This window comes from Limnohabitans sp. INBF003 (genome assembly GCF_055396645.1).
The window spans coordinates 2,913,806-2,939,911 of record NZ_AP029222.1; the positions used below are offsets into that span (position 1 = coordinate 2,913,806).

Here is a 26,106-nt window from a genome sequence, read left to right on the forward strand (position 1 = left end):
CAAATCAATATGTATCGCCAAATCTTTCAAGAGCTATACAAAACTATTTTTCGGATGAACACCAGTATCCGGGCAAAGGTCGTTTGTCTTGAAGACATCGCTCATGAAGATGAAAGATTCCAGAGTTGGCTTGTGGTGGGGATCACCAGGAATGCGCTGGAGGCATTGGCCGAAGTAGATTTTCGCGTTCGCGAGGCCAGGATCAAGCGGGCTCACAAAGTGTCAAGACAAGACAGAGGTGACGAGTTATTCAATCGTGGTGAGCCCATGCCAAACGCATACGACTTTTTCTTCGAGCGTGACAGCGTCATTTTGACCACATCCGCAGAGAACGGAATAAATGGTTTTGAGCATTGGAGCGAGATATTCCCATTGGATTTAGCAGACCTGCAGCGTGGTCGTACCCCGTACGCCGCACTCGGGAGAAAGGCTGAAATCGAGAGGGTCCGAGCGTTACATGCTGCGATTTATTAACGCAACTGCGGCATCCAAGTAAAAAACTAATCCGGTGATAGCTTCCATCTGAATTTAAAGTCGGTTCAATAGGGTAATTGGCTTAGCTCCTCATCAGGCCGATTCACAATCAGTGCATGTCGATCTCAAAAAACAGCACCATTTACTACCTCCCCGGCCATGGAGGTCAGTTATCCACGGGTCTTGGTCAAGGCCTGATGGATCGGGGTTTCGATGTCACTGGCCGAGAGACACGCGGCGACTTTCGGACGCTGCCCTTTGATGACCAGGTTCAGACCATCGTAGATGACCTGCAAAACCATTTCTGGCATGAGCAGGCACGGGTGATCTGCAATTCCTTCGGCTCATATCTGTTCTTGCATGCGCAAACCCAAATGCCATCTTTTGTGGGCCGGGTGCTGTTGCTGTCACCCATCGTTGGCGAGTTCACGAACGAACAAGCCAGAACCAGCTTTTCGCCGCCAAGGCCAGAACGGCTGAAAACGCTGGCCGAGGCCGGGCAATTCAATGCCCCGGCCCGTTGTGAAATTCATGTCGGGGAAGAAGACTGGCAAAGCATCCCAGCCAATGTGCAGGGCTTTGGTCGGTTGACGGGCATTCCCGTCACGGTCGTCCCAAAGGGCGGGCATGACTTGGGCAAAGCCTATGTGGGACCGCTACTGGATCGGTGGCTGTCTAACCAAGCGGCCTGAAAGTTCTAGTTTAACCCCACATGTTTTCTCGGCCCACTTGGCTCATTTCTTTGCTTTTGGCCATAGGCCTATTGGCCGCACTCGGCCTGTTCTGGCGGAACGGTTCTGACATTGAAGTCACGCATCACGACATGCGTGGTTCATCACAAGCAACCGGGTTTCGGGTGGTGCAACTGTCTGACCTTCACCTGCAGCACTTTGGTGAAGCAGAGAAAATCATCGTGAATCAGGTGCAGACATTGCAGCCTGATTTGGTGGTGCTCACAGGTGATGCCATCGACCGTGCCGATGCACTGCCTGTTTTGAAAAGCTTTTTGGCAGCCTTGGGCTCAACGCCCATCATTGGGGTACCGGGCAACTGGGAGCACTGGGGCGAGGTAGATTTTCAGGCCTTGGTGGCACTTTTTGCAGCGCAACCGAATGGTCGGTTACTACTCAATGAGCGGTTGCTACTCACATCTAGGGAACGAAAAATCCATTTGATCGGGCTGGACGACTTTACTGCCGGACAACCCGATGCACGCTTGTTGTCACCGACCACGTCAGCAGAGGTAACTGTTCTTGTTCAGCACTCGCCCGGCTTCTTTGAGGCCCCCGAAGTCAACCGTCGGATGAGCCAGCATCGCTTCTCCTTATGCTTGTCGGGACACACCCATGGCGGACAGATAACCGTGGGTGGCTGGGCACCTTTCAGACCCGTGGGCAGCGGGCGCTTTGTGGCGGGCTTCTACGATGTACCGGGTTGTCGCTTGTATGTGTCGAAGGGTTTGGGCACGTCGGTGCTGCCCCTGCGCTGGGGTTCTGCGCCAGAAATTGCGGTGTTTGATCTGTGAAGCGGCGCAATATGTCGGGTCACAGAAAGATCAACACGCTTTCCGACCAAACTTCGTCTGCACCAACACCCCATATATGACTGCGCCGTGAGTTCACGGTAAGTGGTGACGCGTGACACGCGGCACAGGTTCACGTATTTCTCGATGCTGATGCCGTTGGCAAATCCGCTAAACCCCACGTCACAGACGTTTGTTGATCACCTTGGTGTGTGTGGGCGTGAGCTGCGGGTGTTGCTCGCGCAGTCCGGCCCAAAGCGGGTTTTATAGATTTACGCTTCATTTGTGAAGCGTAAATGGCTTTTTTACGCTTCACGCGCCCTGCAAGCCTTGCTTACTCTTGTCGAGCGCACCTGTTTCAACCACCGATCAAGGGTAAATCAATGCGTCGTTGTCGCCCACCTGTGCCCCAAACAAGCATGCGGGTTAAGATATGCACACACTTCTATGCGCATGGAGATCACGATGCGAGCCACCCACACAGCCCCCAGCATGCGCACCGGCGTATCCGGTAAGCGCGCCATCAATCTAAGCCTGAGTAACGATGTTCTGGAGGCCGCAAAGCAGCTCGCCATCAACATTTCTCAGGTCTGCGACAGCCACCTGCGTGAAGTTGTGCGCCGCGAACAGGAGCGCAAATGGCGAGAGGATCACGCCGATTTCATCGCGGCTTACAACGCCACCATCGACGCCGAAGGCCTGCCACTGGATGAGTGGAGAAGTTTCTGATGGCACGCTTTGACGTCTATGCCAACCCTGGCAACCATGCGGCTTCCACCCCCTACCTGCTGGATGTGCAGAGCGACTTGCTCAATGGCCTGGACAGCCGGATGGTGATTCCCTTGCGCAGCCTCAAGCACTTCCCCAAGGTCAAGCTGTCGACGCAACTGACACCGATTTTCACCATAGAAGGTGAAGAGTACCTGCTGGAAACACCCAAAATGGGCGCAGTTCCACAGCGGGTGTTGAAGTCGCGCGTGACCTCGCTCGCCCAAGCCCAAGACCAGATCACTGCCGCTATGGATTTTTTGTTCCAAGGTTATTGATTTGTCAAATTGACAAACCATTCGATGGTCGCAACATACAAAAATTGAATCTGAAGGAGGCGACCATGACCATTCACACATTCTCAAGCCGCGACTTCACACGGAACGTGTCAGCCGCCAAACGCGCTGCCTTAGAGGGTCCGGTGTTCATCACCGACCGGGGTCGCCCCGCGTTTGCACTGCTCAAAATAGACGACTACTACCGCATGGCCGGAAAATCAACCACCTCCCTGCTGGAGGTGATGGATGGCATTCCGGGCGGTGAAGGCATCGATTTCGATCCGCCCAAGCTGTGTATCCGTGTTCAGGCCAAATTCTTGGATTGACAGCAACTCAAGCGTTCGGTCTCATCAGGGCGTGTGCACGCCCTTCGGCCGCAGGGGCGGCCTCCCACAAGGGCAAGAGTGTGTCGGCTTCAGCGCTCCAGCGGCACGACTTCCTGCTCAATCGCCCCAAACAAGCTCTCGCCATTCAAACCCTTCATTTCAATGCGGATGGTGTCGCCGTATTTCATGAACTCAGTCGAAGGCTTACCGTCCAGGATGGTTTCGATGGCGCGTTTTTCGGCGATGCAGCTGTAGCCCTTGGGCCACTCGGGTTTGCCTTTCACTTCCACGCTTTTGTTGCTCACGGTGCCGCTGCCCACGATGGAGCCAGCGCGCACGTTGCGGGTTTTGCAGATATGGGCGATCAACTGGCCGAAGTGGAAGGTCATTTCAGGGCCGGCCTCGCACATGCCCACTTTGCGGCCGTTCCAGGTGGACTGCAGCGTCAGGTGCACGCGCCCGCCTTTCCAGGCTTCGCCCAGCTCGTCGGGCGTCACGGCCACCGGGCTGAAGGCGGTGGCGGGTTTGCTCTGGAAAAAGCCAAAGCCTTTGGCCAGTTCGTTGGGGATCAGGTTGCGCAGGCTCACGTCGTTGGCCAGCATGATCAGGCGCACGCCTTCGATGGCGTCGTCGGCGCTGGTCTGCATGGGCACGTCGCCCGTGATGACCGCGATCTCGGCTTCAAAGTCGATGCCAAAGGCTTCGCTGGCGCACACCACCGGGTCGCACGGGCCAATGAAGTCATCACTGCCGCCTTGGTACATCAAGGGGTCGGTGTAAAAGCTGCTGGGCACTTCGGAGCTGCGGGCCGCACGAACCAACTCCACATGGTTGAGGTAGGCTGAGCCGTCGGCCCATTGGTAGGCGCGGGGCAGCGGGGCCATGCATTGCGCAGGGTCAAACGGGAACGCGTGGCGTGACTTGCCTTGGTTCAGCGTGGTGTACAGGTCTTCCAGCTGGGGGGCCAGAAAGTTCCAGTCGTCCAGCACTTGCTGCAACTTGCTGGCGATGCCGGTCGCATAATGTGCGGTGCTCAGGTCGCGCGAGACCACCACGAGTTGTCCGTCGCGTGAGCCGTCTTTGTAGGTCGCCAATTTCATGTTGAATGTGTCCGTTCTGGTCGCGATGCGCTACAGTGTGCATCAGCGAGAAATTACGCATTGTTAAACTCATTTAACTAAACGAAACCAGATTCTAGGCGATATGGACTCAGACAGCACAGCCTCCAGCCCCAAAGACGGTGACAAAGAACGCGCAGGCATTCAATCGGTCGAGGTCGGTTTTGCCCTGCTGGATGTCCTGGCGCAAGCGCCCGACCCCTTGATGCTGCGAGACCTCGCGGCCGCGGCCCACATGAGCGCCGCCAAAGCCCACCGTTATCTGGTCAGCTTCCAGCGTTTGGGCTTGGTGGTGCAAGACAGCACCAGCACCCGCTACGAACTGGGCCCCGCCACTTTGCGCTTGGGGCTGGCCACCTTGTCGCGGCTGGACGCCGTCAAGATGGCCCGCGAGCGTTTGCCCGCCTTGATCGAGGCCACCGGCCACACGATGGCCCTCGCCGTCTGGGGCAACCGGGGGCCGACCTTGGTGCACTGGCAAGAAACCCCGCTGGCCATGCCGGTCAGCTTGCGCTTGGGCGATGTGATGCCGCTGTTGTCTTCAGCCACGGGGCGGTGCTTTGCCGCCTTCAACAGCCATGGCGGTGCGGCCGAAAAAGCAGGCCCCATGATCGAAGAAGAATTGGCATTGGCCCGCAAAGTGGGCCGCAGCGACTTGCCCAGCACGCCCGCCCAACTGCAAGCCATGGTGAAAGAAACGCGCCAACAAGGCCTGGGTCGCGTGGTCAATGTGTTGCTGCCCGGGATTTCGGGCTTTTGCGCACCGGTCTTTGATGCCGACGGGCACTTGGTGCTGGGCGTGGTGGCGCTGGGTTCGTCCGCCACGCTCGACACCGCATGGGACGGGCCGATTGCGCAAAGCTTGCGCCAGTTTGCCCGGCAACTGTCGGCCGATCTGGGCTGGCGTGCTTGATGAAAGCCAAGCAGGCCACCGCAAGCGCTGACGACAAAGCCGCATTGTCGGGGCCACCCTCGCGCCGGACTTTGGCGGCCCTGGTGCTGACGGTGCTGGTGGCACACGCCGTTGCGCTGTTGAGCGTGTCGGGCTCACTGGATCTGCGCTTGCCTGCCGACGACAGCGTGCGAACCGGGCCACTGCAAACGCGCTGGGTGCCACCGCCTGCTGCAACGCCCGCACAAACCGCCCCGAAAGCGGTCACGCCGCGCCCACGCATCGCCACCGAACCGGCTGCACCCGTGCCTGCACCCGCACCCGCGCCCGAGCCGGTCGCCATGCCGGAGCCGGCAGAGTTGCCACCGCCCACGGCCGTCGAACCGCCTCCTGCGGCCCCATTGGCAACACCTGCCGAAAGCGCCCCAACTCAGGCGTTGCCTGCCGCAACGGCCGCCAGCCATGCCACAGCACAAACCGCCACATCGGCCATGCCGCTTATTCCGCTGGGGGCCTTGCCGCCTTCGAGCTTGCTGAACTACCGCCTGACGGGCTTGGCCAAGGGCCTCACCTACCACGCCACCGGCGAACTGCGCTGGCAAGCCAACGACAGCGCCTACGCCATGAGCCTGTCGGTGAAGGCCTTTTTGCTCGGCTCGCGGCACTGGCGCAGCGTGGGTGCCGTGAATGCCTCTGGCCTGGCACCCACCCGTTTTTCAGACAGCTGGCGCAGCGAACGCGCAGCCCACTTTGACCGCGAAAACAACCGGGTGGTCTTCAGCAACAACGCGCCCGTGGCCACACTGGAGTCGGGGGCACAAGACCAGATCAGCCTGTATGTGCAACTGGCCGCAGCCATGGCGGGCGAGCCGCAGCGCTTTCAGCCGGGAACACGTCTGCAAATTCAAACAGCCACCACGCGCGATGCATTGCCGTGGTTGCTGACCATGGAGCCTGGCGAAACCCTGAAATTGGACGCACAAACCTTGCCCACCGCCAAGTGGGTATGCCAGCCGCGCAACCGTTTTGACGCCAAGGTGGAGTTCTGGATGGCCGAAAAATACGCCTGGATGCCCGTGCGCATCCGCATCACCCAAATCAGCGGCGACTACATTGACCTGACACTCAGTGGACAAGAGCCCCTGCCGACCTTGCCCCTTGCAGACCTGCCCGCCGGGAAAACCACACCATCTTGAAGTTCATCCGAAAAGCCCCATGTATTGAGCTCAAGTTGAGGGAGAATGAACGCATGAACCTGTTGTACGAATCTGAAACCTTTGCCGTGATGCATGTGCTGGCCAACGCGCCCGCCGAACCGGCCCCCGTGACCAGCAAACCCCTGCTGGAACGCCATGGTTTTGAAATCGTGGACAAGCGCTCGGGCAAAGAGGTCTATCTGGACGGCTCATGGGCCGAAATGTTCCAGCAGCAAATCCAGGCCTGGCAACAGCACACCCCGACGCAAGAAGAAGTCGAAGACACCCTGGAGGGCTACACCGGCCTGGCCCAGCAACCGGTGGTGGTGCACTGAAGGCTGCGCACGCGCCCAGAACAAAAGCCGCCTGTCGCCTCAGGCGGCTTTTTTATGCCCGCTGCGCCCACTGATCCACTGGAAAATCGGCCCCACCAAGATCAGCACCGCCACCAGACGGCAAACCTGAAACGCCGTGACCACCGGCACCCCCAGCTGCAAAACTTTGGCGGTGATCGCCATCTCGGCAATGCCGCCGGGTGACGTGCCCAAAATCAAGGTGGCCGGGTGCAGCCCGGTGGCCCAGGCCAACAACAAGCCAAAGCCCACCGACAAGGCCATCATGGCCACCGTGCCCGTGGCGGCAGAGGCCAGCCAGCGCGGCGCGGTGTGCACAAACTCACGCTGAAAGCGCACACCCAGGCTCACGCCAATGACCAGCTGCGCCGCGTTCGACAACACCGTGGGCACAGCCGACCAATAAACGCCCGACAGTGTCAGCCCCATCGACACCAGCAAAGCGCCCATGAACCAGGGGTTAGTGCGTTTGAGCCAGGTCATGAGCAGCGCCCCGCCTGCCGTGGCCAGCGCCAGCCAGAGCAAGCCCGGCCACTGCGCCACACGCGGGCCGGGCAGCAGGCGCGCATCCACCTGCAAGCCCCAGTGGTTTTGCGCCCATTGCATGGCGAAAGGCACAGACACCACCACGATCACCAGCCGCACACTGTGCGCCGCCGCCACCAGGTCGGTGCGTGCGCCGTGGCGCTCGGCCAGCAAGGTCATCTCGGACGCGCCACCAATGGCGCTGGCAAAGTAACTGGTAGCCCGCCAGGCCCCTGGCGGCAGGTGCGCAAAATCGGCCGCGTGCTGGCGCTGCAGCCACAGGCCAAACAAGGCCCCCAGCGCCAGCGCCCAAACCACCGCCAGCCCAATCGCCCACCACAGGCTGACCACCAGCTCGCCGACTTGCGGCGTGAAATAAAGCCCCAAGGCCGCCCCAATCACCCACTGCCCGCCGTTGCGCAGCAGCGCCGCGCTGCGCGTGGGCGCGCCCAGCACCGACGCCACCGCCGTGACCAGCAACGGCCCCAGCATCCACGGAATGGGGGTGTGCAGCCAGGCGCACAGCTGGGCGGCAGACAGCGCCGCCAACAAGGTCAACGCAATGCGGGTCAGTTCACGAAAATTCATCGGGTCAAAAAAAGACCGCCCACACGGGCGGTCGGGGTCAGGTCAAAAGTGGTCGCTTCAGGCGTGACGGCGGATGCTGTCGGCCACCGTCTGCACGATCTGGTCGATGTGCGCGTCTTCCACGATGTAGGGCGGGCAAATGACGATGTTTTCGCCTGCAGGGCGCACCCACACACCTTTGTGGAAGCAGTCCATGAAGATGTCATAAGCCCGCTTGCCGGGCGAACCGGCGATGCTGGACAGCTCCACCGCGCCGGCCAGGCCCAGCGTGCGGATGCCGATCACGTTGGGCAAGCCCTTGAGTGCGCTGTGCATCGCGTCGCCCAACATGCGGCCTTGCTGGCCTGCGCGGGCAAACAGGTTCTCTTCTTTCATCAAGTCCAGCGTGGCAATGGCCGCCGCGCAGGCCACGGGGTGGCCGGAGTAGGTGTAGCCATGGAAGAACTCGATGGCATGCTGCGGCGAGTTGGCGTTCATCATCGCGTCGTAGATGAAGTCGCGGCAGATCACGCCACCCAGCGGGATCACGCCGTTGGTCACCGCCTTGGCAAAGTTCAGCATGTCGGGCACCACGCCGTAATAGTCGGCCCCGAAGTTCACCCCCAGGCGACCAAAGCCGGTGATCACCTCGTCAAAAATCAGCAAGATGCCGTGCTTGTCGCAAATCTCGCGCAGGCGCTTCACATAGCCTTGGGGCGGGATGTACCAACCCGCGCTGCCCGCGATCGGCTCGACGATCACGGCCGCGATGTTGCTCGGGTCGTGCAGCACCAGGATGCGGTTTTCCAGCTCCAGCAGCGGGTCTTCGGCCCACACGGGTTCTTCGTGGTGGATGTAGGGGTGGTTCACCGGGTCGTGGATGAAGCGCATGTGGTCCACCCGGGGCAGCAGCTGCGCGCCAAAGGCCTTGCGGTTGGCCGGCAGGCCGCCCACGCTCATGCCGCCAAAGTTCACGCCGTGGTAGCCCTTTTCGCGGCCGATGAACACCGTGCGATGGCCTTCGCCCCGGGCACGGTGGTAGGCCAGTGCCACTTTCAGGGCGGTGTCGGCCGCTTCCGAGCCCGAATTGCAAAACAGCACCTTGTTCAGGTCGCCGGGGGCCATGGCGGCGATCATTTGCGCCGCTTTGAACGCCTTGTCGTTGCTGGCCTGAAAGGCCGTGGCGTAGTCCAGCGTGTCCAGCTGCTTTTTGATGGCTTCGTTGATCGGCTTGCGGTTGTGGCCCGCGCCCACGCACCAGAGGCTGGAGATGCCATCAATGACTTTTTTGCCGTCGTGCGTGGTGAAGTGCATGCCCTCGGCACCCACGAACACGCGGGGGTCTTGCTTGAAAGTGCGGTTGGGCGTGAAGGGCAACCACTGGTTGTCCATGTTGAAGTCGGGGTGGGTCATGGCAAAACTCCTTGAGATCGATTCAGCCAATCAGTTTAAAGGGCAAAGTGGCCCGACTTCGCCCCAACGCGACAAGCCAAGCGACAAAGAAACGGGTGTCTCTACAATAGCCAGTCCAGAAATGCCCGTCCCCACCCCCTGTAATGGGCACGGCGAAACCTGCAGCTTTTACCCATGACCACGACTTACATCCTCACCCTCTCCTGCCCTGACCGCACCGGCATCGTGCATGCCGTGTCGGGTTTTTTGCTGGAGCGGGGGGGCAACATCGAAGAAGCAGCGCAATACAACGACCACGACACAGGCCTGTTTTTCATGCGCGTGCAGTTTGCTTGCGCTCAAGCCGATGGCGTGGCACTGAACGCCCAGTGGGGCGAGTTTGCCCAGACCTTCCAGATGAAATGGGACCTGCACGCGGCCACCCAACCCATGCGCACCGTGCTCATGGTCAGCAAGGAAGGCCACTGCCTGAACGACCTGCTGTTCCGCTGGAAGAGCGGCCTGCTGCCGCTGGACATCCGCGCCATCGTGAGCAACCACCGCGAGTTTTACCAACTGGCGGCCAGCTACAACGTGCCGTTTCACCACATTCCGGTGACCGCCGCCACCAAAGAGCAGGCCGAAGCCAAGCAGTACGAAATCATCCAGGCCGAAGGGGCCGAGCTGGTGGTGTTGGCCCGCTACATGCAAATCCTGAGTGACGACCTGTGCCGCAAGCTGGCCGGTCGCGCCATCAACATCCACCACAGCTTTTTGCCCAGCTTCAAGGGGGCCAAGCCTTACTACCAGGCGCACGACCGGGGCGTCAAGCTGATCGGGGCCACCGCCCACTACGTGACGGCCGACCTGGACGAAGGCCCGATCATCGAGCAGGACGTGGCCCGTGTGGACCACAGCAAGACGGTGGAAGACCTGACCACGATTGGCCGCGACACCGAAAGCCAAGTGCTGGCCCGCGCCGTCAAATGGCACAGCGAACACCGCGTGCTGATCAACGGCCACAAGACGGTGATTTTCAAATAATGTCCGCCACCTCACGCATTCCGCCCATCCAGTGCCTGCTGACCTTTGAGGCCCTGGCACGCTTGCGCAGCGTGACCCAGGCCGCCGAAGAGTTGTGCGTGACGCCCAGCGCAGTCAGCCACCGCGTCAAACAGCTGGAGCAGATCATCGGCACCAAGCTGTTTGGCCGTGCCGACTTTTCGCTCACCACCGAAGGCATCGAATACCTGGCGCATGTGCGCGAAGGCCTGGTGTCGCTGCAACGCTTTCCCAGCGCCAGCAACACCCCGGGCCGCCGCAAGCTGCGTTTGGCGGTCACGCCCACCTTTGCCCGCTCGGTGCTCATGCCGCGCCTCAAACACTTCCTGGACGCCTACCCCGAAATCGACATCACCATGCAGGTCAGCATCCCCCTGCTCGACGTGGTGGCCGAAGACGCCGACCTGACGGTGCGCTTTGGCACTGGCCGTTATTCGGATGTGGAGCACGTCTGCCTGGCCAAGGACGAAGTCACACCCTTGGCATCGCCCGCCTGGTTGCGCGAAAACGGCCCATTTGCCAGCGCCGAAGACCTGCAAGGCGTGGCGCTGCTGCGCAGCCCGCTGGAGCCCTGGCGCACCTGGTTTGCCGCGCACGACCTCGACTGGCCCGAACCCACCGACGGCTCGTCGTTCAACGACATTGGCCTGATGTGCGACGCCGCCGCACAAGGCCTGGGCGTGGGCCTGATCCGAACCAAACTGGGCGCACCCTGGCTGGAAAACGGTCAACTGGTCCGCTTGTTTGAACGCAGCGTGCCCAGCCCGCACGCCCATTACCTGTGCTGGCGCACTGGCACCATGGAGCGCTGGGAATGCGCCACCTTTGCCGACTGGCTGAAAAGCGTGCTGGCCTGAAGTCCTTCGGGAACGCATTCCGCCGTGGGAGCGAGCCCCTGCTCGCGAATGTGTGCATTGGCGCAGCCCGCATTCGGCCACAGGGGCGACCTCCCACAACAACACCGCCCCCATGTGCGCTTTTCACAAGCCTGTCAAAGTTTCTTCAGCCCGCCCCAAGCCTCTTGCGCGTAAAGTGGTGGTCCTTAATGACCGGTTTTGAATGCCATGAGCGCCAACACCCTTGCTGAAACCAACGAACTGACCGCCGCCGAACGTGCCGAGCGCCAGCGCGCTGTGGTGCACGCCTTGCTCAAGGTCTTGCCCGCTTCGTCCATCCTCTACACCCCCGAAGACACCACGCCCTATGAATGCGACGGCCTGACCGCCTACCGTGAGCGGCCCTTGGTGGTGGCCCTGCCCGAGACCGAGGGCGAAGTGCAGGCCGTGCTGAAAGCCTGCCATGCCTTACAAGTGCCGGTGGTGGCACGCGGCGCAGGCACGGGCCTGTCGGGCGGTGCCATGCCGCACCGCATGGGCGTGACGCTGTCCATGGCGCGCTTCAACCAGATCAAGACCGTGGACCCGGTCAGCCGCACGGCCGTCGTGCAGTGCGGCGTGCGCAACCTGGCCATCAGCGAGGCCGCAGCCCCTTACGGCCTGTATTACGCGCCGGATCCATCCAGCCAGATCGCCTGCACGATTGGCGGCAACGTGGCCGAGAACTCGGGTGGCGTGCACTGCCTCAAATACGGCCTGACGGTGCACAACGTGCTCAAAGTGAAGGGCTTTACGATCGAAGGCGATCCGATTGAATTTGGCAGTGACGCGCTCGACACCTCCGGCTACGACCTGCTGGCCGTGCTGGTGGGCAGCGAAGGCATGCTGGCCGTAACGACAGAAGTCACCGTCAAACTGGTGCCCAAGCCGCAGCTGGCGCGCTGCATCATGGCCAGCTTTGACGACGTGCGCAAAGCCGGTGAAGCCGTGGCCGCCGTGATCGCGGCGGGCATCATCCCGGCCGGGCTGGAGATGATGGACGGCCCCATGACCATCGCGGTGGAAGACTTTGTGCACGCGGGCTACGACCTGAGTGCAGCGGCCATCTTGCTGTGTGAGAGCGACGGCACGCCCGAAGAGGTGGAAGAAGAAATCGGCCGCATGAGCGAGGTGCTGCGCAACTGCGGCGCGACCGCCATCACCGTGAGCCGCGACGAAGCCCAGCGCATGAAGTTCTGGAGCGGCCGCAAGAACGCCTTCCCGGCGTCGGGCCGCATCAGCCCCGACTACATGTGCATGGACTCAACCATCCCGCGCAAGCGCCTGGCCGACATCTTGCAAGCCATTTCCGAGATGGAAATCAAGTACGGCCTGAAATGCCTGAACGTGTTCCACGCAGGCGACGGCAACCTGCACCCGCTGATTTTGTTCGATGCCAACGACCCCGACCAGCTGCGCCGCTGTGAGTTGTTTGGTGCCGACATTCTGGAGACCAGCGTAGCCATGGGCGGCACCGTCACCGGCGAGCACGGCGTGGGCATCGAGAAAGTGAACAGCATGTGCGTGCAGTTCAGCGCGGAAGAAAACGAACAGATGTTCGCCGTCAAACGCGCCTTCGACCCGCAAGGCCTTTTGAACCCCGGCAAGGTCATTCCGACCCTGAACCGCTGCGCCGAATACGGCAAGATGCTGGTGCGGGCGGGGGCCATCAAGCACCCGGAGCTGGAACGGTTTTAATTCGTTCGGTTTTGTAGGTCGGTGGCTTTAGCCCCGACAGGGTGGACCACAAACATTTGTCGGGGCTAAAGCCACCGACCTACAACACATCACTCTCGGACACCAGGCAACTCCCTTGGAGCAGTGCCCCAATCAGCAGGACAAACCCCGTTCTTGACATACCGGTGGAACGTGCTGTGCGGCCAATCGACCACTTGCTGCACAAGACCGTGCTTGACCGGATTGAAGTGAATGTAATGCGTGTGCTGCTCGACATCACGCTCGTCACGCAAGGTGTGCTCCCAAAAACGCGCTTGCCACAAAGCCTGAACACCCAAACGCCCACGCAACCGGTGCACCACACCTTGCTTGATGAGCATCCAACGGATCGAAAAATCTGCATCATCGGGTGGGAGTTGCCAGATGCAGTGCAGGTGGTCTGGCATCACCACCATCGCCAAGGTGTCAAATGGCCTTTGGGTGCGAACATGTCGCATCACGTCGCCCAGGACTTTGATGCTGAGCGGCTCATGAAGCCAAGGCACCCTCTCATGTGTCACGACCGTGAAAAAGAATGTCCCACCTGGCGTGTTCGATCGACGGTACTGCATGACCGCATCCCCCTGATTTTTTGAAGTCATTGAGCCATGGTTTGAGCAAACCATCAAGCATTGATGTTCAGGATCGGAGTTTGTAGGTCGGTGGCTTTAGCCCCGACAGGGTGGACTTCAAACATTTGTCGGGGCTAAAGCCACCGACCTACACAGATCAAACCAGGCCCATTTGGTTGCACTCGCAACCATAAGTGTTTTCACCTAGTTGCGCACGCAACCAAATAGGCTTAACATCGCCAGCCTGATTTCCCCTCATTTCAATCCGAAAGTTCACGCTGATGAATCCGATGTTTGCCCGACTCAAAACGCTCATGACCGTAGGCCTCGTTGCCCTCGTTGCCCTCGTTGCCTTCGCGTCCACCACCGCCATGGCGCAAAAGTTCCCCAACAAGACCATCGAATGGGTCGTCCCCTATCCACCAGGTGGGGGCACCGACACCGTGGCACGGGCATTGGCGCAAACCATGGGCCAGTCTCTGGGGCAATCGATCATCATCAACAACAAGCCCGGTGCGGCCACCAACATCGGTGCCGAGTACCTGGCTCGCGCCAAAAACGACGGTTACACCATCATGTCGGCAGACACTGCGACGCTGGCAGCCAACCCGTTCATTTACAGCAAGCTCTCCTTCAACGTCGAGAAGGACTTTGCGCCCTTGGGTTTGACGGTGCGCTTTCCGATGATCTTGGTGGTCAACCCCAGTGTGCCGGTCACCAACCTCAAAGAGCTGACACAGTGGCTCAAAGCCCAGCCCAACCCCACGGGTTACGCCACGCCGGGTGCAGGCAGCCCGCACCACCTGGCCAGCGAGTTGTTCCGCGAAGTGAGCAAAACGCCCCTGACCCACATCCCCTACAAAGGCGCAGCGCCAGCCGTGCAAGACGTGGTGGGCGGTCAAGTGCCCATGATGTTCGTGGACACGGCCAGCGGCTACCAGTTCATCACCTCCGGCAAACTGCGCCCGATCGGCATCGCCAGCCTGAAGCGCGTGAAAAACTTTGAGCAAATCCCGACCCTGAACGAGCAAGGCCTGAAAAACTTTGAAGCCTACGCCTGGCAAGGTTTGGTGGCCCCAGCAGGCACACCGGAAGAAGTCATCAACACCCTGAACAAAGCGCTGCTGGACGCCATGAACAGCTCGGCCATCAAAGCCAAATTGCAAGTGCTCGGCCTGGAAGCCACACCGAGCACACCCAAGGCCATGGGCGAGTACGCCGCCAAAGAGCGTGCCAAATGGGGGCCCCTGATCAAAGCCACCGGCATCAAAGCCGACTGAACGCCGAGGCCCTGCATGTCCACGCCCCTTGACCGCACACTCACCTACCGCCTGCACCAATTGCACAAACTGACCGACTCGGACAGCCAGTCGGCCTACCCCGAACACACGGGTTTGTCGATGAGCGATGGGCGGTGCCTGACCACGATTGGCACCTTCGAGCCTTTGTCGGTCAAGGAGCTGGCCGAAAAAGCCAACCTCAACAAAGGCCAGGCCAGCCGCGCTGCGCAAGCGCTGGTCGATCAAGGTTTGGTGCTCAAAGCCGATCATCCGGGCGATGGTCGGGGCGTGGTGCTGACCCTGACACCCGAAGGGCGCGAGGTGTTCGAGCGCGCCATGGCCATGGTCCACCAACGCAACGAAGACATTTTTGGCTGCCTGACCGACAAAGAACAGGCCACGCTGAGCGCCTTGTTCGACCGCCTGATATCGCACGCACGTCCCCGCTGAAACCCACTCCACGACCTCACACCATGCACACCCCCACCACCGAAGCCCGTCCTTCGATTTATTACCAGTACGAAGTTTTCAAGCCCTGGCTGGCCTCGGCACACCCGAAGCAAGCCCGCCAAAAAGTCGTGATCGTCGGCTCCGGCCCGGCCGGCATGGTGACCGCACTGGAACTGGCGCGCCACGGCGTAGCCAGCGTGGTGCTGAGCGCCGAGTTGCAGTTCTCGCAAGGCAGCCGGGCCATCTGCTTCACCCGCCGCTCGATGGAAATCCTGCAGCAAGTCGGCGTGGCCGACCGCATGACTGAAGGCGGCTTGCCCTGGCGCTTTGGCAACTCGTTTTACCGGGGCCAGCGCGTGTTCCGCATGGAAGCGCCACACGATGCCGATGACCGCTTCTTTCCGATCATCAACGTGCAGCAACAGTTCATGGAGGAGTACCTGCACGACGCCTGCAAAGCCAACCCGCTGATCGATTTCCGCTGGGGCAACAAGGTCAACGCCGTGGTGCAAAAAGACGGTTACGCGCAATTGGAAGTGGACACGCCCGAAGGCACTTACATGCTGGAAAGCGACTGGGTGGTGGCCGCCGATGGGGGCCGCTCGGGTATCCGCACGGCCATGAACCTGCAAATGGAAGGCGCGTCTTACGAAGGCTTTTTCGTGATCGCCGACATCAAGGTCGATTTGCCCTTGCCAACCGAACGCCTGGCGTACTTCGACCCCGAGTGGAACCCCGGCAACACCATCCTGATGCACCGCGAACCGAACGGCATCTGGCGCGTGGACTACCAGCTGCCGCCGGGCGAAACACCCGAAGAGGCGCTGCGCCCCGAATCGCTCAAGGCCCGCATCGACGCGCAACTGGCCATGATCGGCCACGCGGGCGTGCCCTGGACCATGGACTGGTCCTCGGTCTATTCGGCACGCACGCTGACCCTGCCCGACTTCGTGCACGGCAGCGTCATCTTCACCGGCGATGCGGCGCACCTGCTGCCGATCTTTGGTGTGCGCGGGGCCAACACCGCCTTTCAGGACGCGCAGTCGCTGGGCTGGCATCTGGCCTTGGTGGTCAAAGGGCTGGCGGGCAAAACCCTGCTGGCCAACCACAGCGCCGAGCGCGTGGGTGCAGCGCGCGAGATCATCACCGAAGCGGGCAAAAGCACGCGCTTCATGACGCCACCCAGCCCAGGCTTTCGCCTGCTGCGCGACGCGGTGCTGTCGCTATCACTCACGCAAGAATTCGTGCGCCCCCTGTACCACTGGCGCACCTCACGGCCACACGAATACACCCATTCGGTGCTCAACAGCACGGGCGACGACAACGGCCTGTTCAAGAGCGGCCCCGCGCACGGTGCCCCGCCGCAAAACGTGCGCTTGGGTGCCAACGACTTTTTGCTCGACCACCTGGGCGGTGGCTTTGACCTGCTGTATTTCACCGATGCCCCCGCCTTGCCTGAGGCGTTGCAACAAGTCATCCAGACCGCCCGCGCCCAGGGCATGCCGTTGAACGTGATCGCAGTGGGTGCTGCGCAAGCTGTGGCGGGTGCCAACAAGCATCTGCCCGATGCCGACGGCCACCTGCGCCTGCGCTACGGCGTGCCCGCCAACGGTGGGGCCTATTTGCTCCGCCCCGACCAGCACGTCTGCGCCCGCTGGCTCACACTGGACGCCAGCCGCCTGCAAGCGGCCCTGACCACCGCCTTGCCACAAGATCAATGAGGCCCAACGATGTTGAAGCTTTTTGCTGCAAGAGGATGCATGGAATCTGAATCTGTAGGAGCTTGCCCTGCAAGCGATGGCTTGTGGTCTACAAGCCCCCATCGCCAGCAGGGCTGGCTCCTACAAAGAACCTCCATTCAAACCCATCACAGACTGCATCAGGCCTGAGCAACAGAAAGAACCCTATGACAAACCCAACACTCACCATCGACGGGCTTGAGGCCGTCTACGACGCACTGGCCACCGCCATTGACCAAGCAGGCCCCGACAAGGCACAGTTGTTCCTCGTCAAACTGGCTTTGCTCAACGCCAACGCGCTGGCCGACGAACATCTGTTCCAGCAGCAGATCACCACCGCCCTGCAAGACCTCTGACCCCCCTCATTCACACCAGGAGACACACCATGCTCGTTCAATCCGTTCACCACGTGGCCTACCGCTGCAAAGACGCCAAAGAAACCGTCGAGTGGTACCAAAAGCACCTCGACATGAAATTCGTTTTGGCCATTGCCGAAAACGAAGTGCCCTCCACCAAGGCCCCTGATCCCTACATGCACATCTTTCTGGATGCGGGCCACGGCAACATCCTGGCGTTCTTTGAGCTGCCCAACCAAGCACCGATGGACCGCGACCAGAACACCCCCGCGTGGGTGCAGCACCTGGCGCTGAAAGTCGAGTCGCTCGAAGCCCTGCAGGCCGCCAAAGACAAGCTGGTCGCAGGCGGCATCGAGGTGCTCGGCCCCGTCGACCACACCATCTTCAAGAGCATCTATTTCTTTGACCCGAGCGGCCACCGCCTGGAGCTGGCCGCCGACTGCGGCACGCCCGCCATGATGCAAAAGCTCGACGAGGTGAAGTGGGACATGCTCGAAGAATGGAGCAAAACCAAACGCGCCCCCAAACACGCCGCGTGGATGCACGACGGCAGCATGGCCGTTTGAGGATTGGCGATGACTCAACTGAACGAAACCCACAACCCGGCCCTCCAAAGCTGGCTGGCCTCGGCCAACATCACAGGCTGCGACTTCCCCATCCAGAACCTGCCATTTGCGGTGTTCCACCGCAAGGGCTCGGCTGAAGCCTTCCGTGGCGGCGTCGCCATTGGCGACCAAATCGTGGACTTGGCTGCACTCGCCAAATCAGGCGTCCTGAAAGGCGATGCCGCAAGCGCTGCGCAAGCGGGTGCGCAAGACAAACTCAACGCGCTGATGGCCTTGGGCTCAGCCGCCTGGAGCGCCTTGCGCCTGGCCCTGTCGCGCGCCCTGCGCGAAGACTCGTCTGACCAGGCCGCCCTGCAAGCCTGCCTGGTGCCGCAAACCGAGGCCGAATACGACGTGCCCGCCCGCATCGGCGACTACACCGACTTCTACACCTCGGTCTACCACGCCACCAACATCGGCAAACAGTTCCGCCCAGACAACCCGCTGCTGCCCAACTACAAATGGGTGCCCATCGGTTACCACGGCCGTGCATCGAGCATTGGCATCTCGGGTCAGCAGTTCCCCCGACCCGTCGGCCAAACGATGCCGCCCGGTGCCACTGAGCCCGCGTTCGGTCCCTGCAAGCGCCTGGACATCGAACTCGAATTGGGCATCTTCATCGGCAGCGGCAACGCTTTGGGTGAACCGGTGAACATCACCGAAGCCGAAGACCATGTGTTTGGCATCTGCCTGCTCAACGACTGGTCGGCCCGCGACATCCAGGGCTGGGAATACCAACCGCTCGGCCCGTTCTTGTCCAAAAACTTTGCGTCCACCGTCTCGCCCTGGGTCGTGACGCTCGAAGCGCTGGCCCCTTACCGCGTGGCCTTCACCCGGCCTGAGGGCGACCCGCAGCCCATGGCCTATCTGGACTCACCAGCCAACCGTGCGGAAGGCGCGTTCGACATCCAACTGCAAGTGGGCCTGCAAACCTCACAAATGCGCGCCGCAGGCCAGAGCGACGCCAGCATCTGCCGCACCAGCTACCGCCACGCCTACTGGACGGTGGCGCAAATGGTCACGCACCACACCGTGGGCGGCTGCAACCTGCAGCCGGGCGACCTGTTCGGCAGCGGCACTTTGTCAGGCCCTACGCTCGACCAAGCGGCGGCCCTGATCGAGCTGACCACCGGCGGCAAAAACCCGGTGGCCTTGCCGAACGGTGAGCAACGCACCTGGCTGGAAGACGGCGACAGCGTGGTGCTGCGCGGCTGGTGCGAGCGCGAAGGTGCAGCGCGCATTGGCTTTGGCGAATGCGTGGGCACGGTGCTGCCTGCAAGGGTGCCCAAGGTCTGAGCCTGCTCAACTTGTCGGGGCTGAAGCCGCTGATGCACTCCCCGTAGGTCGGAGCTTCAGCTCCGACAGATCGCATAGGGCCATGTCGGGGCTGAAGCCACCGACCTACAAAAGCCCACTGAGCTGCCTCACCAGGTGTCGATGGCCAGCGTGCCATCGGCGGGCTTCACCAGCCCGGCCTCCAGCCCCGCCACCAACCACTCACGCGTGCTGGCCGGGTCGATCACCGCGTCGATTTCCAGCGTAGTGGCCATGTTGATGGCGCTGCCGTTGTCGTATTGCTGCGCCAGCAGCTGGTCAAACAAGGCCTCGCGCTCGGGGCCTTCGGGCAAGGCCTCCAGCTCCTTGCGGTAGCCCAGGCGCACCGCGCCTTCGAGACCCATGCCGCCAAACTCGCCGGTGGGCCAGGCCACCGTGGCCAAGGTTTCGTGAAAGCCGCCACCGGTCATGGCCATCGCGCCCAGGCCATAGCCCTTGCGCAACACCACGCTCAAAAACGGCACCCGCAAATGCGCGGCCGCCACAAACAGGCGCGAGACATGGCGCACCTGCGCCGTGGCTTCGGTCTCGGGCCCGACCATGAAGCCGGGCGTGTCCACCAGGCTCACGATAGGCAGACCGTGTGCGTTGCACAGCTGCATGAAGCGCGCTGCTTTGTCGGCGGCATTGGCGTCAATCGCCCCACCCAGGTGCAGCGGGTTGTTGGCCATGATGCCCACCGGGCGGCCTGCGATGCGGGCCAGCGCGGTGTGGATGCCCACACCAAAACCGGTGCGCAGTGCCAGCAGGCTGCCTTCGTCGGCGATGCCCTGCATGGCGGCGCGGGTGTCGTACACGCGCAAGCGGTTTTCGGGCACCACATGGCGCAAGGCCTCGGCGGGCGGCGCTTGCCAGGTGGGCACTGCGCCCTGAAAAAACGACAAGTAATGGCGCGCCGCCGCCACAGCCTGCACTTCGTCATCCACCAGCACATCGATCACGCCGTTGCCATGCTGCACGTCGCTCGGGCCAATCTGCTCGGGCTTGAACACACCCAGCCCCCCGCCTTCGACCATGGCCGGTCCGCCCATGCCGATGTTGCTGCCCCGGGTGGCGATGATCACGTCGCAGCACCCGAGCAGCGCCGCATTGCCCGCAAAGCAGCGCCCCGCCACCACACCCACCACCGGCACCCGGCCATTGAGGCGTGCAAACGAGGCGAAGGTGGCCAGGTTCAGGCCCGCGACGATGGCCACATCAACATCCCCCGGGCGGCCACCACCGCCTTCGGCCAGCAGCACCACGGGCAGTTTGTTCTGCAAAGCCACACCCAGCATGCGGTCGGTTTTTTGGTGGTTGCGCATGCCTTGCGTGCCCGCCAACACCGTGAAGTCGTAGGCCATGACCACCACGCGCTGGCCGTTGACGCAGCCAATGCCGGTGACCATGCCGTCGGCGGGCGTGTTGCGCACCAGATCGTCGGTGCTGCGACGGCGGCTTTGCGCAGCCACGGCCAACGCGCCGTATTCGACAAAGGAATCGGGATCGCACAGGTCCGCGATGTTTTCGCGGGCGGTGCGCATGCCCATGGCATGGCGTTTGGCCACGGCTTCGGGCCGTGCGGCGTCATGGGTGAAGGCCAGGCGCGCTTGCAGCTTGAGCAGGTCCGCACGCGTTTGCACGGGAGCCGCCGCGGAGCCTGACGCAGGCGCCACAACGGGTGCAGCAGGTACAGGCTCAGGAGCACGCGCGGCCATATGCACAGAGGCGTCGGCAGCAGACAGCACCGCCAGCACATCGCCCTCGGCCACTGCCTCACCGGCCTGAAAGTACAACTCGTCCACACATCCGGCGTGGCTGGCGCGGATTTCGTGCTCCATCTTCATGGCTTCCAGAATCACCAGCACATCGCCTGCGGCCACGGCATCGCCAGCCGTCACCAACCACTGCACCACCTGGGCCTGAAGGGGGGAATGAATTTTTTGCATTCAGCCATTGTGCTGGGCCACCCAAGCGACACTCGGTCAACTGCGGGACAATTTAAACTGGGTTTTTTCACCTGCCAGACAAGCCCTCATGAACTTCGCCCCTCTGATCGAACTCACCCGCAACGGCGTACAGGAATGCCTGCATCTGGGTGCCTTGGCCGTGACCGACACCGAAGGCCGTGTGCTGGCCCAGGTGGGCAACCCGCACTGGCTGTGCTTCACGCGGTCCACCCTCAAGGCCATGCAGGCGCTGCCGCTGATCCAGTCGGGCGGCGTGGCCCATTTCGGCTTCACACCAACTGAGCTGGCCATGATGTGCGCCAGCCACAACGGCGAAGAGATGCATGTCGAGCAGGTCGCGTCCATCTTGCGCAAAAGCGGCACCAGCACCCGGCAAATGCGCTGCGGCTGCCATGTGCCCTACCGCTTCACGTTTTTCGACAAACCCATGCCTGAGGGCTTTGCCTACGACGAGCGGCATCACAACTGCAGCGGCAAACACAGCGGCTTTCTGGCGTATTGCGTGCAGCACGGTTTGCCCACCGACAGCTACACCGAAGTGGGCCACCCGCTGCAGCAGCAGGTGCGCCAGGCTGTGGCGCACTTGGCCGGGATGAGCGAAGAAGAACTGACCCTGGGCATCGACGGCTGCTCGGCCCCCAACTACGCCATGCCTTTATCGCGCTTGGCCCGCAGCTATGCGCGCCTGGCGCACCCCGAAGCCGATGGCTTGTACGGCGAGAGCCTGCAGCAGCTGGGCGAAGCCATGAGCGCGCACCCCGACCTGGTGTCGGGCACGGGCCGCAACGACGCCGACTTCATGCGCGCAGGCCGGGGCGACTGGGTCACCAAAGTGGGCGCTGACGGCGTGCAGGTGGTGGCCAGCCGTGCGCGTGGCCAAGCCTTGGCAGTCAAGATCATGGACGGCAACAAGGCGGCGCTGTTTGCCGCCACGGTCGAGGCCCTGGACCAGCTGGGCTGGCTCGACGATGCGCAGCGCCAGGAGTTGGCCCCCTGGCGAGCCCAGGTGCTGTTGAATGTGGCGGGCTTGCCGGTCGGCGAGCGGCGCAGCGTGTTCAAACTGCAGCCGGGCTCAAGCGGCCATTGAAGCGACCACGGATCGGGTTACCTGCAGTCGGCAGGGCAGCTTAACCTTGCCCCCTGTAGGAGCCAGCCCTGCTGGCGATGGGGCGCTTTTGGACCACAGGCTTTTCGCTTGCAGGGCAAGCTCCTACAAAGTCATCCCAACTTGCAACACACTGCACAGACTTCATCGGGCCGGATCTATGAATCTGACCCCGTGAAGTCTGCAGGGCAGCTTAACCCTGCACCCTGTAGGAGCCAGCCCTGCTGGCGATCAGGCGCTTGTGAACCACAGGTTTTTCGCTTGCAGGGCAAGCTCCTACAAAGTCATCCCAACTTGCAACACACTGCACAGACTTCATCGGGCCGGATCTATGAATCCGACCCCGTGAGGTCGGCAGGTGGCTTCAAACTTGCCCCCTGTAGGAGCCAGCCCTGCTGGCGATCAGGCGCTTGTGGACCACAGGCTTTTCGCTTGCAGGGCAAGCTCCTACAAAATTCGCCCAACGGCAACACCAAGGCCAAACTTCAGCGCTTGCCAAAAATGGCGGTACCCACCCGCACCATCGTGCTGCCTTCGACAATGGCAGCAGCCAAGTCGGCACTCATGCCCATCGACAAGGTGTCGAGTGGCAGGCCTTGTGCGCGCAAGCTGTCGAACAGCGCCTTGGCTTGGCGGTGCACGGCCCGCATCTGCTCATCGGTTTCGGCAGGTTCGGGAATGGTCATCAAGCCACGCAGCTGCAAACGCGGCAAGGCGGCCACCGCTTGCGCCAGCGCAGGCAGGTCTTGCGGGGCCACGCCCGACTTGGTCTCGCCGCCGTCCACATTGACCTGAATGCACACCTGCAGTGGCGGCAAGTGGTCTGGGCGCTGCTCGCTCAGGCGCTGGGCGATCTTGAGCCGGTCCACGCTGTGCACCCAGTCAAAGTGCTCGGCCACCAGCCGCGTCTTGTTGCTCTGGATAGGACCGATGCAATGCCATTCCAGCGGCAAGTCGCGCAAAGCCTGGATTTTGTCCACGGCCTCCTGAATGTAGTTTTCGCCAAACGCGGTTTGCCCGGCAGCATGGGCGGCGCGCACCGCTTCTGGCCCCCAGGTCTTGGAGACAGCGAGCAAACGCACGCTGCCCACCGGACGACCTGCCGCCTGGCAAGCCGCCTCAATCTGTGCCTGGACATGCGCCAGGTTGTCGGCAATGGAAAGATTCATGGCCTGAGCGTACCAAACCCCGGCGCGAACCGGCCTTGCGCCCGGTCAGATGTCGCCAACCGGGCAGCCCAAAGCACCCGGCACGCACCGGCTCTTGGCCAGGCTGCTAAATTAGCCGCTTGTTTATCCCGAATCGAGACACCCATGAGCCAAATCGCTGCCAAAACCTACGAATCCACACCTGCCCGCAAAGTCGTCTTTTTGGGCCTGGGCGTCATGGGCTACCCCATGGCCGGGCACTTGGCCCGCGCCGGTCACCACGTCACTGTCTACAACCGCAGCGCGGCCAAAGCGGCTGCCTGGATGGCCGAGTGCCCTGGCAACGCCAGCGCCGCCACCCCACGCGAAGCAGCGGCCAACGCCGACATCGTGTTCGCCTGTGTCGGCAACGACGATGACTTGCGCAGCGTGGTGTTGGGACAAGACGGTGCCTTTGCCGGCATGAAGCCCGGTGCGATCTTTGTGGACCACACCACCGCCTCGGCATCGGTGGCCCGCGAGCTGTCGGCCCAGGCGCAAAAGCTCGGCCTGCAGTTCATCGACGCCCCCGTCTCGGGCGGCCAGGCAGGCGCGCAAAACGGCATGCTGACGGTGATGTGCGGCGGCGACGCAGCGGCTTTTGACAACGTCAAGCCTGCGGCCATGGCGTTTTCGCGCGCCTTCACCCTGCTGGGCGAGTCGGGCGCGGGCCAGCTGGCCAAGATGGTCAACCAGATCTGCATCGCCGGGCTGGTGCAGGGCTTGTCCGAAGCCGTGGCCTTTGGCCAGCAGGCGGGGCTGGACATGCACCAGGTGCTGGACGTGATCGGCAAGGGCGCCGCACAAAGCTGGCAGCTGGACAACCGGGGCAAGACCATGGCCGACGACAAGTTCGAATTTGGCTTTGCCGTGGACTGGATGCGCAAGGACCTGGGCCTGGTACTGGACGAAGCCAAGCGCAACGGCGCTCGCCTGCCCGTGACGGCACTGGTGGACCAGTTCTATGCCGATGTGCAGAAAATGGGCGGGGGCCGCTGGGACACCTCCAGCCTGATCCGCCGACTGCGCTGAGCGGCACAGCCAAGGGCCATGGCGACCCGCTTGCGCGGGCTTGACCCAAGATTTGGACAAAAAAAGAGCGACCCAAAGGTCGCTCTTTTTCATGAAGCTGACCCGTCCTGCCAAAGGTTGACACCTTTTCTTGAAAGAAAAGGCAAGTCAAATGGAATCAGGCATCAAGAGAACTCAGAAAGACTACACGCTGGCTTTTAAACTGGCTGTGGTCGAGCAAGTAGAAAAAGGCGAGCTGACCTACACACAAGCGCAGCAACGGTATGGGATCCAAGGACGCTCGACGGTGCTGGTGTGGATGCGCAAGCATGGACGCCAAAGCTGGGGCATTCAGGCATCATCGGCAGCCATGCCCCGAGAAAAAACACCCACATCTCTGACACCCGAGCAACAGATCAAGGCCTTGCAAGTTCAACTGAAAGAGGCCAAGGAGAAGGCCCAGTTGTTCGAGGCGGTGCTGGACGTCCTGAAGAAGGACTACGGGGTGCGTGTCGTAAAAAAGCCTTTGGGCAAGTCCTCTCGCAGCAACTCGTCCAAGGGCTGAGTGTGAAGAGGGCTTGCCGACATATGGGATTGAGTCGCCAAGCTTACTATCAGGGCCAGCGGCGTCACGCCCAGCGTGAGAGTCGAAGCCAGGCGGTGGTGAGGTTGGTGCGAGATTGGCGTGTCAGGCAGCCCCGGCTGGGCACACGCAAGCTGCACCATGTGCTGCGTGATCCTCTGGCGAAGGCGGGCATTGAACTGGGGCGCGATGCGATGTTTGATGTGCTGCGCAACGCTGGCATGCTGGTGCCGCAGCGACGGGCGTATCACAAGACCACTGACAGCCATCACCGGTTTCGCCGCCACCCGAACCTGCTCAAGGCAGGGGAACAGCAACTGCGCGCTACAGCCAGCGAGCAAGTATGGGTGGCCGATATCACCTACCTGCCCACGAACGACAAGTTCGTTTACTTGAGTTTGGTCACTGATGCTTACTCGCGCAAGATCGTAGGCTGGCATGTGCACGACAGCTTGCAAACCGAGCCGGTAGCACAAGCCTTGAAAATGGCCTTGCGTACACGTCAAAGCGATCAACGCCTGGTGCATCACTCGGATCGGGGCATCCAGTACTGCTCGAACTATTACCAAGCCATTCATCAGCGCCACGGCCTGCTGTGCTCGATGACCGATGGCTACGACTGTTACCAAAATGCGCTGGCAGAGCGGGTCAACGGCATCCTCAAAGGCGAGTTGCTGTTGCAGCGCCCCGCTGATTTGGAGCAAGCGCGGCGGATGGTGCGAGAGTCAGTGCAGATCTATAACGACGAGCGCCCTCATTTATCGCTGAAAATGCAAACGCCCGATGCGGTGCATCGGGCGTCTTTGGCCGACATTCGTCGGCTTGAATCACCGTCCCAGGTGTCAACCTAATTTAGGACGGGTCAAGCAG

The 26,106-nt window shown here is 61.7% G+C and carries 27 protein-coding genes; 21 read left to right on the forward strand and 6 right to left on the reverse strand.

The genetic code is table 11. The features are described 5' to 3' along the window. The first annotated feature begins 9 nt into the window (after positions 1-9). The 6 genes from ACZ5VE_RS13515 to ACZ5VE_RS13540 all read left to right on the forward strand — a co-directional run bounded on the left by ACZ5VE_RS13515 (position 10) and on the right by ACZ5VE_RS13540 (position 3,368). Entirely contained in the window at positions 10-474 is a 465-nt protein-coding gene (locus ACZ5VE_RS13515) for a hypothetical protein (RefSeq protein ID WP_464455650.1), read from the forward strand. Between the two features lie 116 nt (positions 475-590). Then, on the forward strand, positions 591-1,166 hold the full coding sequence (locus ACZ5VE_RS13520) for an alpha/beta fold hydrolase (protein WP_464455651.1): 576 nt from the start codon (positions 591-593) through the stop codon (positions 1,164-1,166). A gap of 131 nt (positions 1,167-1,297) precedes the next feature. Beyond that, positions 1,298-1,999: a metallophosphoesterase gene (locus tag ACZ5VE_RS13525; protein ID WP_464455652.1), complete on the forward strand. Its 702-nt coding sequence runs from the start codon at positions 1,298-1,300 to the stop codon at positions 1,997-1,999. 489 nt (positions 2,000-2,488) lie between these two features. Continuing rightward, positions 2,489-2,725 (forward strand): type II toxin-antitoxin system CcdA family antitoxin, encoded by a 237-nt coding sequence (locus ACZ5VE_RS13530; protein WP_464455653.1) that lies wholly within the window; start codon positions 2,489-2,491, stop codon positions 2,723-2,725. Further along, positions 2,725-3,042, forward strand: coding sequence for a CcdB family protein (locus ACZ5VE_RS13535; protein ID WP_464455654.1), 318 nt, complete (start codon positions 2,725-2,727; stop codon positions 3,040-3,042). The genes ACZ5VE_RS13530 and ACZ5VE_RS13535 overlap by 1 nt, the downstream gene beginning before the upstream one ends. A gap of 65 nt (positions 3,043-3,107) precedes the next feature. Beyond that, complete coding sequence (locus ACZ5VE_RS13540) at positions 3,108-3,368, forward strand: prevent-host-death protein (RefSeq protein WP_464455655.1); 261 nt, start codon at positions 3,108-3,110, stop codon at positions 3,366-3,368. Between the two features lie 89 nt (positions 3,369-3,457). On the opposite strand, the gene ACZ5VE_RS13545 is transcribed toward ACZ5VE_RS13540, so the two are convergent. Next, positions 3,458-4,468 (reverse strand): fumarylacetoacetate hydrolase family protein, encoded by a 1,011-nt coding sequence (locus tag ACZ5VE_RS13545; RefSeq protein ID WP_464455656.1) that lies wholly within the window; start codon positions 4,466-4,468, stop codon positions 3,458-3,460. A 103-nt stretch (positions 4,469-4,571) separates the two neighbouring features. On the opposite strand from ACZ5VE_RS13545, the gene ACZ5VE_RS13550 reads away from it, so the two are divergent. Genes ACZ5VE_RS13550 through ACZ5VE_RS13560 form a run of 3 tightly spaced genes read left to right on the forward strand, consistent with a single transcriptional unit; the run spans position 4,572 to position 6,909 of the window. Further along, entirely contained in the window at positions 4,572-5,399 is an 828-nt protein-coding gene (locus tag ACZ5VE_RS13550) for an IclR family transcriptional regulator (RefSeq protein ID WP_464455657.1), read from the forward strand. Further along, positions 5,399-6,574 (forward strand): DUF3108 domain-containing protein, encoded by a 1,176-nt coding sequence (locus tag ACZ5VE_RS13555; RefSeq protein ID WP_464455658.1) that lies wholly within the window; start codon positions 5,399-5,401, stop codon positions 6,572-6,574. Before ACZ5VE_RS13550 ends, ACZ5VE_RS13555 begins: the two co-directional genes overlap by 1 nt. A gap of 53 nt (positions 6,575-6,627) precedes the next feature. Then, entirely contained in the window at positions 6,628-6,909 is a 282-nt protein-coding gene (locus ACZ5VE_RS13560) for a BTH_I0359 family protein (RefSeq protein ID WP_464455659.1), read from the forward strand. A 39-nt stretch (positions 6,910-6,948) separates the two neighbouring features. Here the strand turns inward: ACZ5VE_RS13560 and ACZ5VE_RS13565 are convergent, their stop codons facing one another. Then, the gene (locus tag ACZ5VE_RS13565) at positions 6,949-8,040 is read right to left on the reverse strand and encodes an AbrB family transcriptional regulator (RefSeq protein ID WP_464455660.1); all 1,092 of its coding nucleotides are present in this window, start codon (positions 8,038-8,040) and stop codon (positions 6,949-6,951) included. 57 nt (positions 8,041-8,097) lie between these two features. Continuing rightward, complete coding sequence (gene aptA / locus ACZ5VE_RS13570) at positions 8,098-9,432, reverse strand: omega-aminotransferase AptA (protein WP_464455661.1); 1,335 nt, start codon at positions 9,430-9,432, stop codon at positions 8,098-8,100. Between the two features lie 174 nt (positions 9,433-9,606). On the opposite strand from aptA, the gene purU reads away from it, so the two are divergent. From purU to ACZ5VE_RS13585, 3 genes are all read left to right on the forward strand, one after another. Beyond that, positions 9,607-10,455: a formyltetrahydrofolate deformylase gene (gene purU / locus ACZ5VE_RS13575; RefSeq protein WP_464455662.1), complete on the forward strand. Its 849-nt coding sequence runs from the start codon at positions 9,607-9,609 to the stop codon at positions 10,453-10,455. Next, on the forward strand, positions 10,455-11,330 hold the full coding sequence (locus tag ACZ5VE_RS13580) for a LysR substrate-binding domain-containing protein (protein ID WP_464455663.1): 876 nt from the start codon (positions 10,455-10,457) through the stop codon (positions 11,328-11,330). The genes purU and ACZ5VE_RS13580 overlap by 1 nt, the downstream gene beginning before the upstream one ends. Positions 11,331-11,537: 207 nt before the next feature. Next, positions 11,538-13,046, forward strand: a complete 1,509-nt coding sequence (locus ACZ5VE_RS13585) for an FAD-linked oxidase C-terminal domain-containing protein (protein WP_464455664.1) — start codon at positions 11,538-11,540, stop codon at positions 13,044-13,046. An 89-nt stretch (positions 13,047-13,135) separates the two neighbouring features. On the opposite strand, the gene ACZ5VE_RS13590 is transcribed toward ACZ5VE_RS13585, so the two are convergent. Continuing rightward, entirely contained in the window at positions 13,136-13,690 is a 555-nt protein-coding gene (locus ACZ5VE_RS13590) for an REP-associated tyrosine transposase (RefSeq protein WP_464457504.1), read from the reverse strand. A 236-nt stretch (positions 13,691-13,926) separates the two neighbouring features. On the opposite strand from ACZ5VE_RS13590, the gene ACZ5VE_RS13595 reads away from it, so the two are divergent. The 6 genes from ACZ5VE_RS13595 to fahA all read left to right on the forward strand — a co-directional run bounded on the left by ACZ5VE_RS13595 (position 13,927) and on the right by fahA (position 19,362). Beyond that, entirely contained in the window at positions 13,927-14,916 is a 990-nt protein-coding gene (locus ACZ5VE_RS13595; protein ID WP_464457505.1) for a Bug family tripartite tricarboxylate transporter substrate binding protein, read from the forward strand. 15 nt (positions 14,917-14,931) lie between these two features. Beyond that, positions 14,932-15,366 (forward strand): MarR family winged helix-turn-helix transcriptional regulator, encoded by a 435-nt coding sequence (locus ACZ5VE_RS13600; RefSeq protein WP_464455665.1) that lies wholly within the window; start codon positions 14,932-14,934, stop codon positions 15,364-15,366. 23 nt (positions 15,367-15,389) lie between these two features. Next, the gene (locus ACZ5VE_RS13605; RefSeq protein ID WP_464455666.1) at positions 15,390-17,087 is read left to right on the forward strand and encodes an FAD-dependent monooxygenase; all 1,698 of its coding nucleotides are present in this window, start codon (positions 15,390-15,392) and stop codon (positions 17,085-17,087) included. A 185-nt stretch (positions 17,088-17,272) separates the two neighbouring features. Beyond that, complete coding sequence (locus ACZ5VE_RS13610) at positions 17,273-17,461, forward strand: DUF2783 domain-containing protein (RefSeq protein WP_464455667.1); 189 nt, start codon at positions 17,273-17,275, stop codon at positions 17,459-17,461. A gap of 29 nt (positions 17,462-17,490) precedes the next feature. Then, positions 17,491-18,027: a VOC family protein gene (locus ACZ5VE_RS13615; protein WP_464455668.1), complete on the forward strand. Its 537-nt coding sequence runs from the start codon at positions 17,491-17,493 to the stop codon at positions 18,025-18,027. Positions 18,028-18,036: 9 nt separating this feature from the next. Continuing rightward, complete coding sequence (fahA, locus tag ACZ5VE_RS13620) at positions 18,037-19,362, forward strand: fumarylacetoacetase (RefSeq protein WP_464455669.1); 1,326 nt, start codon at positions 18,037-18,039, stop codon at positions 19,360-19,362. 128 nt (positions 19,363-19,490) lie between these two features. Here fahA and ACZ5VE_RS13625 read toward each other — a convergent pair whose 3' ends face one another. Then, entirely contained in the window at positions 19,491-21,320 is a 1,830-nt protein-coding gene (locus ACZ5VE_RS13625) for a carboxyl transferase domain-containing protein (protein WP_464457506.1), read from the reverse strand. 97 nt (positions 21,321-21,417) lie between these two features. Here ACZ5VE_RS13625 and ACZ5VE_RS13630 point away from each other — a divergent pair, with 97 nt between their 5' ends. After that, a complete protein-coding gene (locus ACZ5VE_RS13630) occupies positions 21,418-22,437 on the forward strand; it encodes an asparaginase (RefSeq protein ID WP_464455670.1) in 1,020 nt (339 codons plus the stop codon). 503 nt (positions 22,438-22,940) lie between these two features. Here the strand turns inward: ACZ5VE_RS13630 and ACZ5VE_RS13635 are convergent. Further along, a complete protein-coding gene (locus ACZ5VE_RS13635; RefSeq protein ID WP_464455671.1) occupies positions 22,941-23,624 on the reverse strand; it encodes a YggS family pyridoxal phosphate-dependent enzyme in 684 nt (227 codons plus the stop codon). A gap of 144 nt (positions 23,625-23,768) precedes the next feature. On the opposite strand from ACZ5VE_RS13635, the gene ACZ5VE_RS13640 reads away from it, so the two are divergent. Together ACZ5VE_RS13640 and ACZ5VE_RS13645 are read left to right on the forward strand one after the other, a co-directional pair. Then, a complete protein-coding gene (locus ACZ5VE_RS13640) occupies positions 23,769-24,674 on the forward strand; it encodes an NAD(P)-dependent oxidoreductase (protein ID WP_464455672.1) in 906 nt (301 codons plus the stop codon). Between the two features lie 151 nt (positions 24,675-24,825). Beyond that, positions 24,826-26,087 (forward strand): IS3 family transposase gene (locus ACZ5VE_RS13645; RefSeq protein WP_464455673.1). Its coding sequence is split into 2 segments (ribosomal slippage): positions 24,826-25,183 and positions 25,183-26,087, totalling 1,263 coding nucleotides; the frame shifts between segments, so codons are not numbered across the junction. Positions 26,088-26,106: the final 19 nt, after the last annotated feature.